15 protein-coding genes are annotated in these 14,484 nt (G+C 72.1%); 9 read left to right on the top strand and 6 right to left on the bottom strand.

What is annotated here, in order from left to right; genetic code table 11:
• Window positions 1-12: 12 nt before the first annotated feature.
• The 5 genes from DEJ17_RS07980 to DEJ17_RS07960 are packed head-to-tail and all read right to left on the bottom strand — an operon-like array spanning window position 13 to window position 4,751.
• Entirely contained in the window at window positions 13-849 is an 837-nt protein-coding gene (locus tag DEJ17_RS07980; RefSeq protein WP_110892879.1) for a class II fructose-bisphosphate aldolase, read from the bottom strand.
• Window positions 846-1,850, bottom strand: coding sequence for a 1-phosphofructokinase family hexose kinase (locus tag DEJ17_RS07975; RefSeq protein WP_110892878.1), 1,005 nt, complete (start codon window positions 1,848-1,850; stop codon window positions 846-848). Before DEJ17_RS07975 ends, DEJ17_RS07980 begins: the two co-directional genes overlap by 4 nt.
• Entirely contained in the window at window positions 1,847-2,965 is a 1,119-nt protein-coding gene (gene nagA / locus DEJ17_RS07970; protein WP_110892877.1) for an N-acetylglucosamine-6-phosphate deacetylase, read from the bottom strand. Before nagA ends, DEJ17_RS07975 begins: the two co-directional genes overlap by 4 nt.
• Complete coding sequence (locus tag DEJ17_RS07965; RefSeq protein ID WP_110892876.1) at window positions 2,962-3,873, bottom strand: ROK family protein; 912 nt, start codon at window positions 3,871-3,873, stop codon at window positions 2,962-2,964. Before DEJ17_RS07965 ends, nagA begins: the two co-directional genes overlap by 4 nt.
• A complete protein-coding gene (locus tag DEJ17_RS07960) occupies window positions 3,873-4,751 on the bottom strand; it encodes an SIS domain-containing protein (RefSeq protein ID WP_110892875.1) in 879 nt (292 codons plus the stop codon). Before DEJ17_RS07960 ends, DEJ17_RS07965 begins: the two co-directional genes overlap by 1 nt.
• Before the next feature lie 133 nt (window positions 4,752-4,884).
• Between DEJ17_RS07960 and DEJ17_RS07955 the strand changes: the two genes are divergently transcribed.
• The 8 genes from DEJ17_RS07955 to DEJ17_RS07920 all read left to right on the top strand — a co-directional run bounded on the left by DEJ17_RS07955 (window position 4,885) and on the right by DEJ17_RS07920 (window position 12,994).
• Complete coding sequence (locus DEJ17_RS07955) at window positions 4,885-5,673, top strand: DeoR/GlpR family DNA-binding transcription regulator (RefSeq protein WP_027466817.1); 789 nt, start codon at window positions 4,885-4,887, stop codon at window positions 5,671-5,673.
• 147 nt (window positions 5,674-5,820) lie between these two features.
• Complete coding sequence (locus tag DEJ17_RS07950) at window positions 5,821-7,062, top strand: Gfo/Idh/MocA family protein (protein WP_110892874.1); 1,242 nt, start codon at window positions 5,821-5,823, stop codon at window positions 7,060-7,062.
• A gap of 23 nt (window positions 7,063-7,085) precedes the next feature.
• On the top strand, window positions 7,086-8,411 hold the full coding sequence (locus DEJ17_RS07945; RefSeq protein WP_110892873.1) for a sugar ABC transporter substrate-binding protein: 1,326 nt from the start codon (window positions 7,086-7,088) through the stop codon (window positions 8,409-8,411).
• Between the two features lie 9 nt (window positions 8,412-8,420).
• Window positions 8,421-9,398: a carbohydrate ABC transporter permease gene (locus tag DEJ17_RS07940; RefSeq protein WP_110892872.1), complete on the top strand. Its 978-nt coding sequence runs from the start codon at window positions 8,421-8,423 to the stop codon at window positions 9,396-9,398.
• A complete protein-coding gene (locus DEJ17_RS07935; RefSeq protein WP_250893249.1) occupies window positions 9,395-10,255 on the top strand; it encodes a carbohydrate ABC transporter permease in 861 nt (286 codons plus the stop codon). Before DEJ17_RS07940 ends, DEJ17_RS07935 begins: the two co-directional genes overlap by 4 nt.
• The gene (locus DEJ17_RS07930) at window positions 10,252-11,025 is read left to right on the top strand and encodes a hypothetical protein (RefSeq protein ID WP_110892871.1); all 774 of its coding nucleotides are present in this window, start codon (window positions 10,252-10,254) and stop codon (window positions 11,023-11,025) included. The genes DEJ17_RS07935 and DEJ17_RS07930 overlap by 4 nt, the downstream gene beginning before the upstream one ends.
• 34 nt (window positions 11,026-11,059) lie before the next feature.
• Window positions 11,060-11,254, top strand: coding sequence for a hypothetical protein (locus tag DEJ17_RS07925; RefSeq protein ID WP_017887924.1), 195 nt, complete (start codon window positions 11,060-11,062; stop codon window positions 11,252-11,254).
• 54 nt (window positions 11,255-11,308) lie between these two features.
• A complete protein-coding gene (locus DEJ17_RS07920) occupies window positions 11,309-12,994 on the top strand; it encodes a bifunctional 3'-5' exonuclease/DNA polymerase (protein WP_110892870.1) in 1,686 nt (561 codons plus the stop codon).
• A 37-nt stretch (window positions 12,995-13,031) separates the two neighbouring features.
• Here DEJ17_RS07920 and DEJ17_RS07915 read toward each other — a convergent pair whose 3' ends face one another.
• Window positions 13,032-13,577, bottom strand: a complete 546-nt coding sequence (locus DEJ17_RS07915) for a cysteine hydrolase family protein (protein WP_110892869.1) — start codon at window positions 13,575-13,577, stop codon at window positions 13,032-13,034.
• Window positions 13,578-13,654: 77 nt separating this feature from the next.
• Between DEJ17_RS07915 and DEJ17_RS07910 the strand changes: the two genes are divergently transcribed.
• Entirely contained in the window at window positions 13,655-14,473 is an 819-nt protein-coding gene (locus DEJ17_RS07910) for a phosphatase PAP2 family protein (protein WP_110892868.1), read from the top strand.
• Window positions 14,474-14,484: the final 11 nt, after the last annotated feature.

The raw sequence follows: 14,484 nt of genomic DNA, 5'->3' as shown, positions 1-14,484 counted from the left end.
CGTGCTTGCTCGTCAGGCGTGCAGGAGCGTCAGCAGCCGCGCTGTCTCGGTGGCGATCGCGTCCCGGCCCGCTGACACGTACCTGCGCGGGTCGACGACGTCCGGCCGCTCGTCGAGCACGGTGCGGAGCGCACGGGTGAACAGGCCGTTCAGGTGCGTCGAGATGTTGATCTTCGTCATCCCCGCGTGCACGGCTCCGCGGAGTTCGTCATCGGACAGGCCGGAGGAACCGTGCAGCACGAGCGGCACGGGCACCGCGGCGCGGAGGCGCTCGACGAGGTCGCGGTCCACGGAGGCTTCGCGGGTCTGCATCGCGTGCGACGTCCCCACCGCGACCGCCAGGGCATCGACCCCGGTGTCGGCCACGAACGCGGCGGCATCGGTCGGATCGGTCCGGACGCCGGGTGCGTGCACGCCGTCCTTGCCGCCGACCTCGCCGAGCTCGGCCTCGATCGCGACACCCGCGGCGTGACACCGAGCGGCGAGCTCCCGGGTCGCGGTCACGTTGGCCGCGAAGTCCAGGTGTGACCCGTCGTACATGACCGAGTCGACGCCCAGGTCGACGCCGGCCGCGACCAGCTCGGGGTCCTCGATGTGGTCGAGGTGCACGAGGACCTCGACGTCGGCAGCACGTGCGACCGCCTGTGTCGCGGTCGTGATCGGTGCGAGGCCGCCGTGGTACCGGACGCAGTTCTCGCTGATCTGCAGGATGACCGGCAGCCCTGCCAGCTCGGCGCCGGAGACGATCGCCTCGGCGTGCTCGAGCAGCACCACGTTGAACGCGCCGACCCCGCGGCGTGCCGTGCGGGCGGTGTCGAGCAGGCCGGTGAGGGCGAGGTCGGTGATCATGCGGGGGTCCTGGTTCGGTCGTGTGCGGGAGCGGGCGGGGTGGACAGGAAGCGGTCGACGTCTGCCGGGTCGACGGCGCCGGCCACCGGCTGGAGGACGGCGGCGGCCCCGTGTGCGGCGGCGGATCGAAGCGCCCGGAGCAGGGTGGCGTCGTCGGGGGCCGGGACGCTGCGAGCGTCGACGAGGACACGCACGAGTCCAGCGGTCGCTGCGTCACCCGCGCCGGTCGGGTTGCCCGAGACCCCGGGGACCGCCGGCACCTCGAGCACGTGCTCGGAGAGGTGGGCGGCGATGCCGTCGGATCCGCGAGACACCACGACGACCGTCGCACCGAGTCCGAGGAGCCGGAGTGCCCCCGAGCGCTCGTCGTCGGTGCCCGTGGCCTCGAGGAGTTCCTCGCGGTTGGGCTTGCAGACCGTCGCCCCGGCCGAGGCGGCCGCCAGCAGCGCCGTGCCCGAGCAGTCGACCACCGAGAGCACACCGCGGCGGCGAGCGGCGGTGACCCAGCGGGCGACGACGTCGGGATCGGAGTCGCGGGGCAGGGAGCCCGACACGACCAGGGCAGCTGCGGGCGGGGCACCGGCGGCACCGGCGGCACCGCCGACATCGCCGACATCGCCGTCGAGCATTGTCTCCACCGATGCGGTGACCGTGTCCCATTCGTCAGGGGTGAGCACGGGTCCGGGCTCGCCGAACATCGTCGGGTGGGCGAGGTCGTCCACCACCGTCACGGTCGTGCGGGTCTCGCCACGGACGGCGACGTCGGTGTGGGCGAGCCCGAGGTCGTCGAGCGTGCCGGCGATCCAGTGACCGCCGTCACCGCCGAGGGGCAGCACGGCGTGGGTCCGGACACCGGTGGAGGCGAGGACCCGCCCGACGTTCAGGCCCTTGCCGCCGGGGCGCCGCTGGACCCCGAGCACGCGCTGGGTCTCGCCGATGCGCTGTTCGGCGACCCGGTAGGTCACGTCGACGGCCGGGTTCGGGGTGACGACGAGGATCATGCGACCACCGCCGTCGGCAGGGCACGGACGCTGCCGCGCTCCGGGTCGAGCACGACCAGGTCGGCGCGGGCGCCCACGCTGAGCGGTGCCGGAGCCCCGAGCAGGTGCGCCGCGCGCCCGGCGGATGCCGCGACGACCTCGGGCAGGTCCGTCCCTGCGTCGAGCACGCGGCGGACGGCGTCGGCGACCGTGATCGTGCTGCCCGCGAGCGACGAACCGTCGGCGAGCACTGCGAGCCCGTCGCGGACGGTCACCGCTGATCCGGCCACCGTGTACGCACCGTCGGGGCAGCCGGTCGCGGCCATGGCGTCGGAGACCAGGACCATCCGGCCCGGAGCACTGCGCTGCACGAGGGTGACCGTCACGGGATCGAGGTGGTGGCCGTCGACGATGCACTCGAGCAGCACACGGTCATCGGAGAGCGCGACCCCGACGGGCCCGGGCGCACGGTGGTGCAGCGGCGGCATCCCGTTGAACAGGTGGGTGACGAGCGAGGCGCCGGCGTCGATCGCGCGGCGGGTCTGCTCGGCGGTGGCGTCGGTGTGGCCGATGGCGACGACGACCCCGGCGTCGACGAAACGGGCGACGGCGTCGAGTGCACCCGGGAGCTCCGGCGCGAGCGTGACGATCCGCATCGCGCCACCCGCGGCGTCGCAGTAGGCGTCGACCTCGGCGGGGTCCGGGGCGTGCAGCAGGTCGACGCGGTGCGCCCCGCGACGGGCCGGCGCGAGCCACGGCCCCTCCAGGTGCAGTCCGGCGAGCGTGCCGTCGGCGACGAGCGGCCGGAGCCGGGTGAGGGCCGCCACGGTGTCCGCGCGCTCGCCCGTGGCGATGGACCCGACCAGGGTGGTCGTGCCCCGTGACCGGTGGTGCCCAGCGGCGGCACGGGCGTCCTCGGCGGAGCACCCGGCGAAGTCGTGCCCGAGCGCGCCGTGGGCGTGCAGGTCGACGAACCCGGGCACGACTGCGCCGTCGACGGTGACGGCGGTGTCCGTGCGCATCGGGGACCCGGTGCCGGTCGCCAGCACGGTGTCGTCGTCACCGATGACGAGCCAGCCGTCGTGCAGGTCTGCCTGGGCCGTGACGATGCGATGGGCCCGGACGAGGGTGGTCACAGCAGGACCCCGGTCTCGGTCTCGAGCAGCGCGCGTGCGAGGATCCCCGCTCCGATGGCGCCGGCTGCGTCGCCGTGCCGGGCGGGGACGACGACGGGGACACGGACGCCCTGCAGGCGCTCCGTGACGGCGTCGCGCAGCGGGTCGAGCAGCAGCGGCCCCGACTCGGCGAGTCCCCCGCCGACGATGATGGTGTGGACCCCGGCGACCGCGGTCGTCCAGGCGAGCGCGTCGGCCAGGACCGCGACGCAGTCGTCCCAGACCGCACGGGCAGCGGGGTCGCCCTGGCGGACCAGGAGCATGGCGGCGTGAGCGGACGGCGCGCCGGAACGACGTGCGACTCCCCCGGCGGACGCGATCTCCTCGACGCGGTGGCCCGCGTGCGGACCGGTCTGGATGCGGACCTGCCCGATCTCCCCCGCCCAGCCACCGCCGGACACGACGACGCCGTCGACCACCAGGGCGCTCGCGAGCCCGGTGCCGACCGGCACGAACGAGACCGACCCCCGCGAGAGCGCCGGGTCACCGGCCCGGACCTCGGCCAGGGCGCCGGCGCGGACGTCGTGGCCGAAGGCGAGCGGCACGTCGATCCCGTGACGCAGGAGCTCGGCACGGACGAGGTCACGCACCGGGACGTCGCGCCACCCGAGGTTGACGGACAGGTCCACGGTGCCGCGGGTCTCGTCGACGACGCCGGGGGCCACCACCCCGATGGCTCCGAGCGGCGCCCGTCGGGTGGCCTGTGCGGCCAGTTCGGCGACGACGGCGGCGAGGCGCTCGGCGCCCGGGTCGTCGCGCGGCGTCGGTACCCGAGTCTCGTCGAGGACGAGTCCGTCGGCCGTCGTCAGCCGGGTCTTGATGCCCGTGCCGCCGACGTCGACCCCGAGCACCGCGCCTGCGCCACCCATCAGGTGAGGATGACCGACCGGGTGAGCGACCGGGGGTTGTCCGGGTCGAGCCCGCGTCCCTCGGCCAGGGCGACGGCGAACCGGTGCACGACGACGAGTCCGGCGATCGGGTCGAGGTCGTGCTGGACGAAGCGGGCACCGGTGGCGGCGACCTCGTCGGCCAGGCCCTCGGGAGCCGCGCCGAGCGACCAGACCAGCCGGCCGGGCTGGGCGATCGCGATGGGGCCGTGCCGGTAGTCCATCGCCGGGTAGGACTCGGCCCAGAACTGCGCGGCCTCACGCGTCTTGAGCGCGGCTTCGAACGTCAGGCCGACGGCGGGCCCGCGACCGACGAACGAGACCTGCTCGGCGTCGAGCAGGTCGTCGATCGGCACCGTCAGTGCGGTCTCGGCCTGGGCTGCGAGGGCGTCGAGGTCGTCACCGATGGACGCCCGCAGCAGTGCGAGCGTCGTGGTGGCGAAGCGGGTCTGGACGACCGAGCGCTCGTCGGCGAACGGCAGGGCGACCACCTGGTCGGCGACGGCCGCGGCGGGGCTGTCGGGGACGGCCGTGATCAGGACGGTCCGCTGCGACGGCAGGGCCTGCAGCAGGTCGACGATCTCGGTCGTCGTGCCCGAGCGGCTGATCATGAGCACGCGGTCGTACTCGCGGGACGCGGGGTACTCGGACCCGGCGAAGGCATCGGTCACGCCGAGGCCCGCCTGCTCACGGGCGACGGCGTAGCTCATGGCGATGAACCAGCTCGTGCCGCAGCCGATCACGGCCACGCGTTCGCCCGGCTGGGGGAGCGCGTCGGCGAAGGTCGGCAGGAGCGCGGCGGCTGCACGCCAGGTCTCCGGCTGCGAGGCCAGTTCAGCGCTCACGAAGGTGTCGGTCATGGGAGCCTTCCGGGTCCGGATCGATCCGGGTGATCGATGATCAGGAAGCGTAGCGAGCGATCGTGCGCAAGGGAAGGGGAAAACGTCATTTCCGATCACCGAGCGACGGTGGTGACGCCGTAGGATGACCGTCATGACCCCCCAACAGCGGCTGAACGCCCTGCTCGAACTGGTGAGCGAACGCGGCAACGTGTCGATCGCCGAGATCGGGGAGCTGCTCGGGATCTCCGCCGCGACGGCCCGCCGTGACCTCGCGACCCTCGCCGACCAGCGGCTCGTCACGCGCACGCACGGGGGCGCGGCAGCACTCGGGGCCGGGTACGAGCTCCCGCTGCAGTACAAGATCGCCCGGCAGGCCGAGGCCAAGACCGCGATCGCCCGCGCGGCCGCCCGGTTGGTGCAGCCGGGGGAGACCGTCGGCCTCAACGGTGGGACGACCACGACCGAGGTCGCGCGTGAACTCGGCAAGAGCGAGCGGTTCATCCGCGCCGACGGCGAGTTCGGCATCACGATCGTGACGAACGCCCTGAACGTCGGGTACGAGCTGTCCGTGCGCGCCAACGTGAAGATCGTGGTCACCGGTGGCGTGGCGCGGCGGCAGTCCTACGAGCTCGTCGGGCCGCTCGTCCGGGACACCCTCGACGAGTTCGCCCTCGACCTCGTGGTGCTCGGTGTCGACGGCCTCACCGGCCAGTACGGTGCGACGACCATGCACGAGGGCGAGGCCGAGGTCAGCCGCCACTTCGCCTCGGTCGGACGACGGGTCGTCGTGGTCGCCGACTCGACCAAGATCGAACGGTCGACCTTCGCCCGGATCTGCCCGCTCGACCGCATCGACGTCCTGGTCACCGACCAGCCGGTGCCGGCCTCGTTCGCTGCTGACCTGGCCAGCGCCGGCGTGGAGCTCGTCGTCGCCGACTGAGCGCCCCCTGCGGCCACCCCGGAGCGGTCCGGACGTTTCGATCGTGTAAAACCCTCCCCGGCACGGATGCGTGAGCGATCCGTGAGCGCCTATTGTGCATTCATGATCGATTCGGCATCATGGGCGTCACATTCACGCAAGGGAGCGATGAGCATGGGCGCTGACAACGCAGGACTCCGCGTCGCGGTGATCGGGATGGGCCAGCGGTCCGCCATCGCCCGTCACGTGGCCGAGGCAACGGCCGACGACCCGTCGCTGCAGGCCCGCGTCGTGGCCGTCGCGGACGTCACCGCGGCCGGTCGGCGGCGCGGGCACGACGAGTACCCGGACGCCCTGGTGGTCGAACACCACCGTGACCTCACCGGTCACGTCGACGCGGCCATCGTCACCACGCCGGACTGGACCCACGCCGAGATCGCGATCGACCTGCTCCGCGCGGGCATCGCCGTCTACCTCGAGAAGCCGCTGGCCATCACGGTCGAGGACGCCGACGCCGTCCTGAACACCGCGGCGGAGACCGGCACGCCGCTGTACGTCGGGCACAACTTCCGGCACGCCGCCGTCGTCCGCCTGATGCGCGAGATCGTGGCCCGTGGCGAGATCGGCCAGGTCAAGGCCGTCTGGTGCCGGCACTTCGTCGGCAACGGCGGTGACTACTACTTCAAGGACTGGCACGCCGACCGCAGCAAGGTGAACTCCCTGCTCCTGCAGAAGGCGAGCCACGACCTCGACGTCATCCACGCGCTCGGTGGTGGCGACACCGCCCGGGTCGTCGGCATGGGGTCGCTGTCCGTGTACGGCGACGTGACCGACCGACGCGACCGCAGCGGCGAGCTCATGGGGGACTGGTTCTCCCACGACAACTGGCCGCCGCTCGCCCAGACCGGGCTGAACCCCGTCGTCGACGTCGAGGACGTCTCGATGGTGATGATGACGCTCGACAACGGGGTGCAGGCCAGCTACGAGCAGTGCCACTTCACCCCGGACTACTGGCGGAACTACACCGTCATCGGCACCGAGGGACGCCTCGAGAACATCGGCGACACCGGTGGCGGTGTCGTGAAGGTCTGGACGCACCGCCGGGGCTGGGACACCGCGGGGGACCGCGAGTACCCGATCGACGGCGTCGAGGACGGCCACGCCGATGCCGACCTGCTCACCATGACCGAGTTCCTGCGGTCCGTCGCGTTCGGCGAACCGTCGGAGCTGTCCCCGATCGCGGCCCGAGCCGCGGTCGCCGCCGGCGCGCTGGCCACGCGCTCGCTCCGCAACGGGTCCGTCCCCATCGACGTCCCCCCACTGCCGGCCGAGACCATCGCGCACTTCACCTCGAACGCCCCGCACTCCACCCCCTCCACCCCGCATCCCGCCCAGACTGTCGGCTCCTGACGGCCGTGCGAAAGGACACCCCGATGACCGCACACATCCCCACCCGAGGAACCGGCGTGCGCCGCGTCCTCCTCGGCGCCGTCGCCGCCCTCGGCGCGGCCGCACTCCTGGCCGGCTGCTCCTCGTCGTCCGGGGCGTCCGGCTCCGGCGGCGACTACGAAGCCGCGCCGAAGGACACCAAGGCCTCGCTGACCTACGCCGTCTGGGACGAGAACCAGGTCAAGGCGATCAAGGCCAACCTGAAGGGCTTCAACGAGGAGTACCCGGACATCAAGGTGAGCGTCGACGTCACGCCGTTCGCCAACTACTGGACGAAGCTGCAGACCCAGGGCTCGAGCAACACCCTGCCCGACCTGTTCTGGATGAACGGGCCGAACTTCCAGCTGTACGCGGCCAACGGCAAGCTCGCGCCGATCACCGGCGAGGTCGAGTCGGGTGACATCGACGCGTCGAAGTACTCGAGCGCACTCAACGACCTGTACACGTACGACGACACCCAGTACGGCGTGCCGAAGGACTTCGACACCATCGGCGTCTGGGTCAACAAGTCACTGTTCGAGCAGGCCGGCATGGACCTGCCGTCCAAGGACTGGACCTGGGACGACTTCCAGCAGACCGGCGCCGAGCTGTCCGAGAAGCTGAAGGCGAAGGGCGCCTACGGGGCAGCCGGCGGCATGGACGGCCAGACGACGTACTACAACACGATCCTGCAGGCCGGGGGATCCGTCGTGAACGAGGACGGCACCGAGTCCGAGTACGCCACGAAGGCCTCCGAGGACGGCCTGCAGTTCTGGACCGACCTGATCGACTCGGGGGCATCGCCCTCGATCAAGCAGCTCACCGACACCACGGCCGACCAGTGGTTCACCTCGGGCAAGCTCGCGATGTACCAGGGCGGCAGCTGGTTCCGCTCCGCGCTGACCGGCACGGAGATGGAGAAGGACGTCGTCGCCTACCCGCTGCCGAAGGGCAAGGAGCAGGCGACCGTCATCCACGGCGTCTCGAACGTCGTGTCCGAGGCGAGCAAGGACAAGGCAGCCGCCCAGGCGCTGCAGGTCTACCTCGCCGGCGAGACGGCCCAGCAGCAGCAGGGCGACATGGGCGCGGTCATCCCGGCGTACGAGGGCACGCAGAGTGCCTTCACGAAGACGATGCCCGACGCCGACCTGCAGGTGTTCCTCGACGCGGTGGACTACGCGAAGCCGCTGCCGGTGTCGAAGAACACCGCCGCCTGGAACACCCTCGAGACCACCCTGCTGCCGAGCGCCTTCGACGGGTCGAAGCCCGTCGACCAGGTGGCAGAGGACCTCGCACAGAAGATGGACGCCGCCCTCGCCAAGGAAAAGTAGGACCCGCGCGTGACGATCAACACCGAGCGGCCCCCGGCCGCAGCCACCCCCGCCCGGACGACACGTTCGTCCGGGCGGGGTGCCCCCGCGCCGCGAGCCGACGGCGGCCGAGCGCCACGACGGACCGACGGCTGGTGGCCGTGGCTCTTCGTGCTCCCGTTGCTCGTCGGCGTCGGCTCCTTCTACATCTGGCCGATCATCCAGACGTTCTGGTACTCGTTCACCAGCTGGGGCGTCTTCGGGGGCGCCACGTTCACCGGCGTCGCCAACTACGTCCGACTCGTCGGTGACCCGCAGCTCTACCAGTCGCTGCTCAACACGGTGATCTACACCGTGATCGTCCTCGCCGGGATCCCGATCGCGGTGTGGCTCGCCAGCCTGCTGAACACCCCGGGGCTGCGGTTCGCCCAGTTCTACCGGGTGCTCTTCTTCCTGCCGTACGTCGCCATGCCCGCGGCGATCGCCCTGGTCTGGCGCATCATGTACAACGGCGACTACGGCATCGTGAACTGGTTCCTCGGGAACTTCGGCATCGACGGCCCGTACTGGATCTCGACCCCCGGCTTCGCGCTGATCGCGGTCAGCCTGGTCGGCCTCTGGTCGTCCCTCGGGTTCTCGATGATCATCCTCGGCGCCGGGCTCAAGGACATCCCGCCGGAGCTCTACGAGGCCGCGGAGCTCGACGGCGCGAGCCGGTGGCGGCAGTTCCGCTCGGTGACCGTGCCGTTGCTCAGCCCGAGCATCTTCTTCGTGGTGATCGTCACGACGATCTCGAGCTTCCAGCTGTTCGACCTGCTGTACGCGATCCTCGGCAGCACCAACCCGGTGATCCCGAAGACGATGTCGCTCGTCTTCTACTTCTACAGCGCCGGGTTCATCGACAACGACAAGGGCTTCGCGGCCGCGATCGCGATGGTGATCTTCCTGCTCATCGGCATCGTCACGCTCGTGCAGTTCCGTGTCCAACGGAAGTGGGTGCAGGGATGACCGCCACCGTCACACCTCCTCGGGCGGCACGCCGGCCCGGCCGTCGCGGCGGCAGCCACTGGTGGATCCACGTCGTGCTCGGCGTCGGCGGGTTCGCGATGGCGTTCCCGTTCCTGTGGCAGATCATCATGTCGCTGTCCACGAACGCGCAGGTGCAGTCGGTCACGCCGGTCTTCTGGCCGGGGGAGCTGCAGTGGCAGAACTACGCCCAGGTCTTCGAACGACTCCCGTTCCTCAGCCAGCTCGGCACCTCGGTGTACGTCACCATCATCCGCACGCTCGCGCAGATCGTCCTGTGCACGCTCGCCGGGTACGCCTTCGCTCGGATGCGGTTCCGCGGACGGGCGGCTCTGCTCGCGATCGTGCTGTCGATCCTGCTCGTGCCCTCGCAGGTCTACCTGATCTCGCAGTACCAGATCGTGCAGGGGCTCGGCTGGCTCGACACCCTGATGGGGATCGTCGCGCCCGGGCTGTTCAGCGCCTTCGGCACGTTCCTGATGCGGACCGCGTTCCTGAACATGCCGCCCGAGCTCGAAGAAGCAGCGCGGATGGACGGCGCGAACCCGTTCCAGACGTTCTGGCGGATCATGCTGCCCCTGGCCCGTCCCTCGATCAGTGTGCTCGCGATCACGACCGTGCTGTGGTCGTGGAACGAGCTGCTCTGGCCGCTCGTGGTCTCCACCCGCGCCGAGGACATGCCGCTCGCCGCCGGCCTCGCGACGCTGTCGAGTGACCGCACGATCGACTACCCGGTGCTGATGGCCGCCAGCCTGATGGCGATGGCGCCGGTCCTCATCATGTTCGTCGTGCTGCAGCGTCGGGTGATGGACGGGCTCGCGTCGTCCGGTCTGAAGTGACCACCGCGACCCCCGTCCCGGAGGCCCGTTCCGCGTCCGTCGCGGTCCTCGCCGCCGCCGTGGGGTCACCGGACGACTCCGCGACGGTGGCGGCCGAACTGGCCGCCACCGTCGCCGACGCCGGGTCCGCGGAGCGGGACGCGCTGCTGGTGGCGGCACTCCGCGCCGCGGTGCCGGACAGCGCGGACGCCCTCGCAGAGCGGGGCCTCCCGCGCGCGCTCGCCGAGGCCTCCGTTGCCGACGTCGACCGCAAGCTCGCGCGTTACGGGCTGCGCGGCACCGGGGCGGAGTGGCTCGTCGCCGTGGCGACCGGGCGTGTGGTGGCCGTGGGGCGCCTCCAGTTCGAACTCGGCGACCACCTGGCGGACGGCACGCCGGCCTGGGGTGTGCACGTGCCGGAGACCGGGCCGCTCGACCCGGTGGCCTGTGACCGCTCGCTCGCCCGCGCCCCAGAGGTCCTGCGCGGCCTCGCGCCGCAGCTGGCTGCGGACCGGTGGCAGTGCCGCTCGTGGATGCTCGACCCGGGGCTGTCGGCCGCGCTCGGTCCCGATGCCAACCTCGTGCGCTTCGCCCGGCGCTTCCGTCTCGTCCCGCCGGGGGAGCACGACGCGACCGAGGGGGACGCCAGCGTCGCGAAGTTCGTCTTCGGGGTGCCGCTGGCGACCGCACGGTCCGCGGCACCGTCCGGCCGGTTGCGCGCGGCCGTGCTCGACCGGTGGGCGAGGGGTGGGCACTGGACCGAGCGGACCGGCACGGCACCGGTCGCGTGACCGCCCGCAGCCGCGGCCGCGTACCGTGCACGGCATGACGAAGCCCGACCACGACCACCTCGACGACGGCGTCGACATGACGTTCGAGGAACGCCGGCAGGACACGTTCCGCCGCATGTCCGGATCCGACGAGCACGACGCCGATCCGCGGGTCGAGGTCTCCCGTGCCGAGGACGGCGACGTCCGCATCGACGTCGCCGACACCGCGGCGGTCCGACCCGGCGAGTGACACCCGTTCCGGCCCTGGTCCGCCGGGGTCGGTGGGGCACGGCATGATCGTGTCGTGCACCTCGTCCTCCGCCGCGTCGACGGCGGCGTCCTCGCGACGCCCCTGACCGACGCGGGGACCGCCGGGGGCGAGCCGATCCGCCTGGACGAGCCGGGCCTCCCGGCCTTCGTCGCGGCGCACGACGCACCGGGCGTGCGCTGGGTGTGGGACGACACCGCGCGCTGGTACCCGGCCGTGCTCGCTGCTGGTGGTCGGGTCGGTCGCTGCGTCGACCTGCGCCTCGGTCGTCGTGTCCTGCGGGCCGCGCTCGCGGCACGGGGATCCGCGCTCGCCGCAGCGCCGCCCGACGCCCTGGACGCCCCGGTCGCCGAACCCCGCGTGGTCCGGCCGACGCAGGCCCAGCTCTTCGACGACGCCCTGTTCACCGCTTCCGCGCCCGACGACGAGGTCGACCCGGTGGCGGAGTTCCGGGCGCAGCTCGCCGCGGTGGCGGGGTCGAGCGCTCCCGGTGCGCTCCGCCTGCTGCTCACCGCGGAGTCGGCCGGTGCGCTCGTGGCGGCCGAGATGCTGCACGCCGGGCTGCCGTGGCGTGCCGACGTGCACGAGCGGCTGCTCGAGGACGCCCTCGGGCCGCGCGTGCCCTACGGGGTGCGGCCGCGACGCCTCGAGGAGATCGCCGCCGTCGTGCGCGAGCGCCTCGACGACCCCGGTCTCAACCCGGACTCACCCGCCGACGTCCTGAAGTCGCTGCGCCGGGCCGGCCTGATGGTCACGAGCACGCGGAAGTGGGAGCTGCAGGAGATCGAGCACCCCGTCATCGAGCCGCTGCTCGAGTACAAGCGCCTGGCGCGACTGCTCACCGCCAACGGCTGGACCTGGCTCGACGACTGGATCCGCGACGGACGGTTCCACCCGAAGTACGTCGTCGGCGGTGTCGTCACCGGGCGCTGGGCGGCCGACGGCGGGGGAGCGATGCAGCTGCCGAAGGGCATCCGCGGCGCGGTCATCGCCGACCCCGGGTGGAAGCTCGTCGTGGCGGACGCCGCGCAGCTGGAGCCCCGGGTGCTCGCCGCGATGTCCGGCGACCGGGCGATGGCCGCGGCCGGCGACGGGCGCGACCTGTACGACGGCGTGGTGGCCTCTGGTGCGGTCGAGACCCGGCAGCAGGCGAAGGTGGCGATGCTCGGTGCGATGTACGGGGCGACCCAGGGCGAGGGCGGTCGGCTCGTGCCACGCCTGGTCCGGGCGTTCCCGCAGGCGCTCGACATGGTGGAACGGGCCGCGCGTGCGGGGGAGCGCGGCGAGCCGGTGACGACGCTGCTCGGGCGGACATCACCGGTGCCCGAGGACTCGTGGTTCGAGGCCCGGAACCAGGCGTACACGGTCGAGGGGACCCCGGCGATGCAGCGTGCGGTCGAGTCCCGTGCCCGGAGCTGGGGGCGGTTCACCCGGAACTTCGTGGTGCAGGGGACCGCGGCCGAGTGGGCACTCGCGTGGATGGGGTCCCTGCGCTCGCGGTTGCTCGCACGGTTCCCGGGAGCCGTGACGGACGGGCCGCACCTGGTGTTCTTCGTGCACGACGAGATCGTGGTGCACGCCCCGACGGAGCATGCCGAGTGGGTGGCAGAGCAGATCCGGGAGGCCGCCGTCGATGCCGGACGGCTGTTGTTCCAGGACTTCCCGGTGACGTTCCCGCTGTCGGTCGGGGTGGTCGGGGCGTACTCGGAGGCGAAGGACTGAAACGTGTCGTCGCTGAACGGCGATCCCCCGGTGGCGATCACCCGGCGGTGATGAACTCCACCCGGTCGTGCCGCGCGATCGCGAAGCGCTGGCCGGGGTAGCGCAGCCCGGCGAAGTACATGTTGGTGTGCGCGACGATCTGCTCACCGGTGATGACGACGCCGTCGTGCTCGGCATCGGTCGTCGTGTGCGCGTCGGAGACCAGGGTGACGTCGAACCCGCGTACCGCTGCTGCCTGGGTCGTGGTGCGCACGCAGTAGTCACTCTGGGCGCCGGCGACGACGAGGTGCCGCACCTGGAGCACCGAGAGGACGTCGGCGAGATCCGTGTCCGCGAACGAGTCCCGGTACGTCTTGCGGACCAGCGGCTCCCCGGGGACGCGTTCGAGCGGAGCGGCGAGCTGCCACTCCGGTGAGCCGACCGCGAAGTCGTCGTGGTCCTGCACCCAGATGACCGGGATGCCCGACGCGCGTGCCCGATCAACGAGCACCGCGGTCCGCTCGAGGACGCCTCGGGCGTCGAAGCAGTCACGCACGACGCCCGCCTGCAGGTCGATGACGACGAGTGCGGTCGAGGAAGCCATGACGTGAGTGTGGCAGTGTGGCGCGCCGTGCTGCACTGCCCGGGACGGCTCCCGGCGGCTTCGGGCAGGGTGGACGGATGCACACCGAACGCGGGGACGCCGCCGACCGCACCGTCGGCGAAGTCGACCTGACCCGCTGGCGCTCCCGCGCCGGCCGCAGGGTCGCCGCTGCGTGGACCGCGCTCGGCAAGCGCTTCGGCGCCATGCCGGTGCTGCTGCTGACCCTCGCCATCGGTCTGGGCGTCGCCGTCCTCGCCACGTGGATCGCCTCCGAGGTCTACGACGCCGTCCGGGAAGCCGACGACGTCGCGGTGCTCGACCGACCCGTCCTCGACTGGGCCCTCACGCTCCGATCACCCACGGCCGACACCCTCGTCACGTGGTGGACCGACATCGCCGGCACGATCGGGATGCCGATCGTCGCGCTCGGGTTCCTGGTCGGCTTCACGATCCAGCGCCGTGCGTGGACGCCACTGGTGCTCCTGGTCGCCGCGAGCGGTGGTTCGCTGCTCATGACGATCGCGGGCAAGGACCTGATCGGTCGCGCTCGTCCGCCGCTGTCCGACGCGGTGCCGCCGTACGAGACGTCGCCGTCGTTCCCGTCGGGGCACACGCTCAACTCCACGGTGATCGTGGGCACCATCGTGTACCTGCTGCTCCTGCGGCAGTCGCGCATCGTCACCCGGGTGTGGTCGATCATCGTGGGCACCCTGTTCGTGCTGTCGGTCGGGGCGTCGCGGGTGTTCCTCGGGCACCACTGGCTGACCGACGTGCTGGCGGCGTGGGCGCTCGGGCTCGCCTGGCTCGCCCTCGTGGTCACGGCGCACCGGTTGTACCTGACGGCGCTCCACCACGGTGCCGAGCCTGCGCCGGACGTCGACCGAATCACTTCGTGAGCAGAAGACGT

The organism is Curtobacterium sp. MCSS17_011 (assembly GCF_003224275.1).
Lineage (GTDB): Bacteria > Actinomycetota > Actinomycetes > Actinomycetales > Microbacteriaceae > Curtobacterium.
Note: the sequence above shows the minus strand (reverse complement) of the source record. Positions and strands in the feature narration are given on the sequence as shown.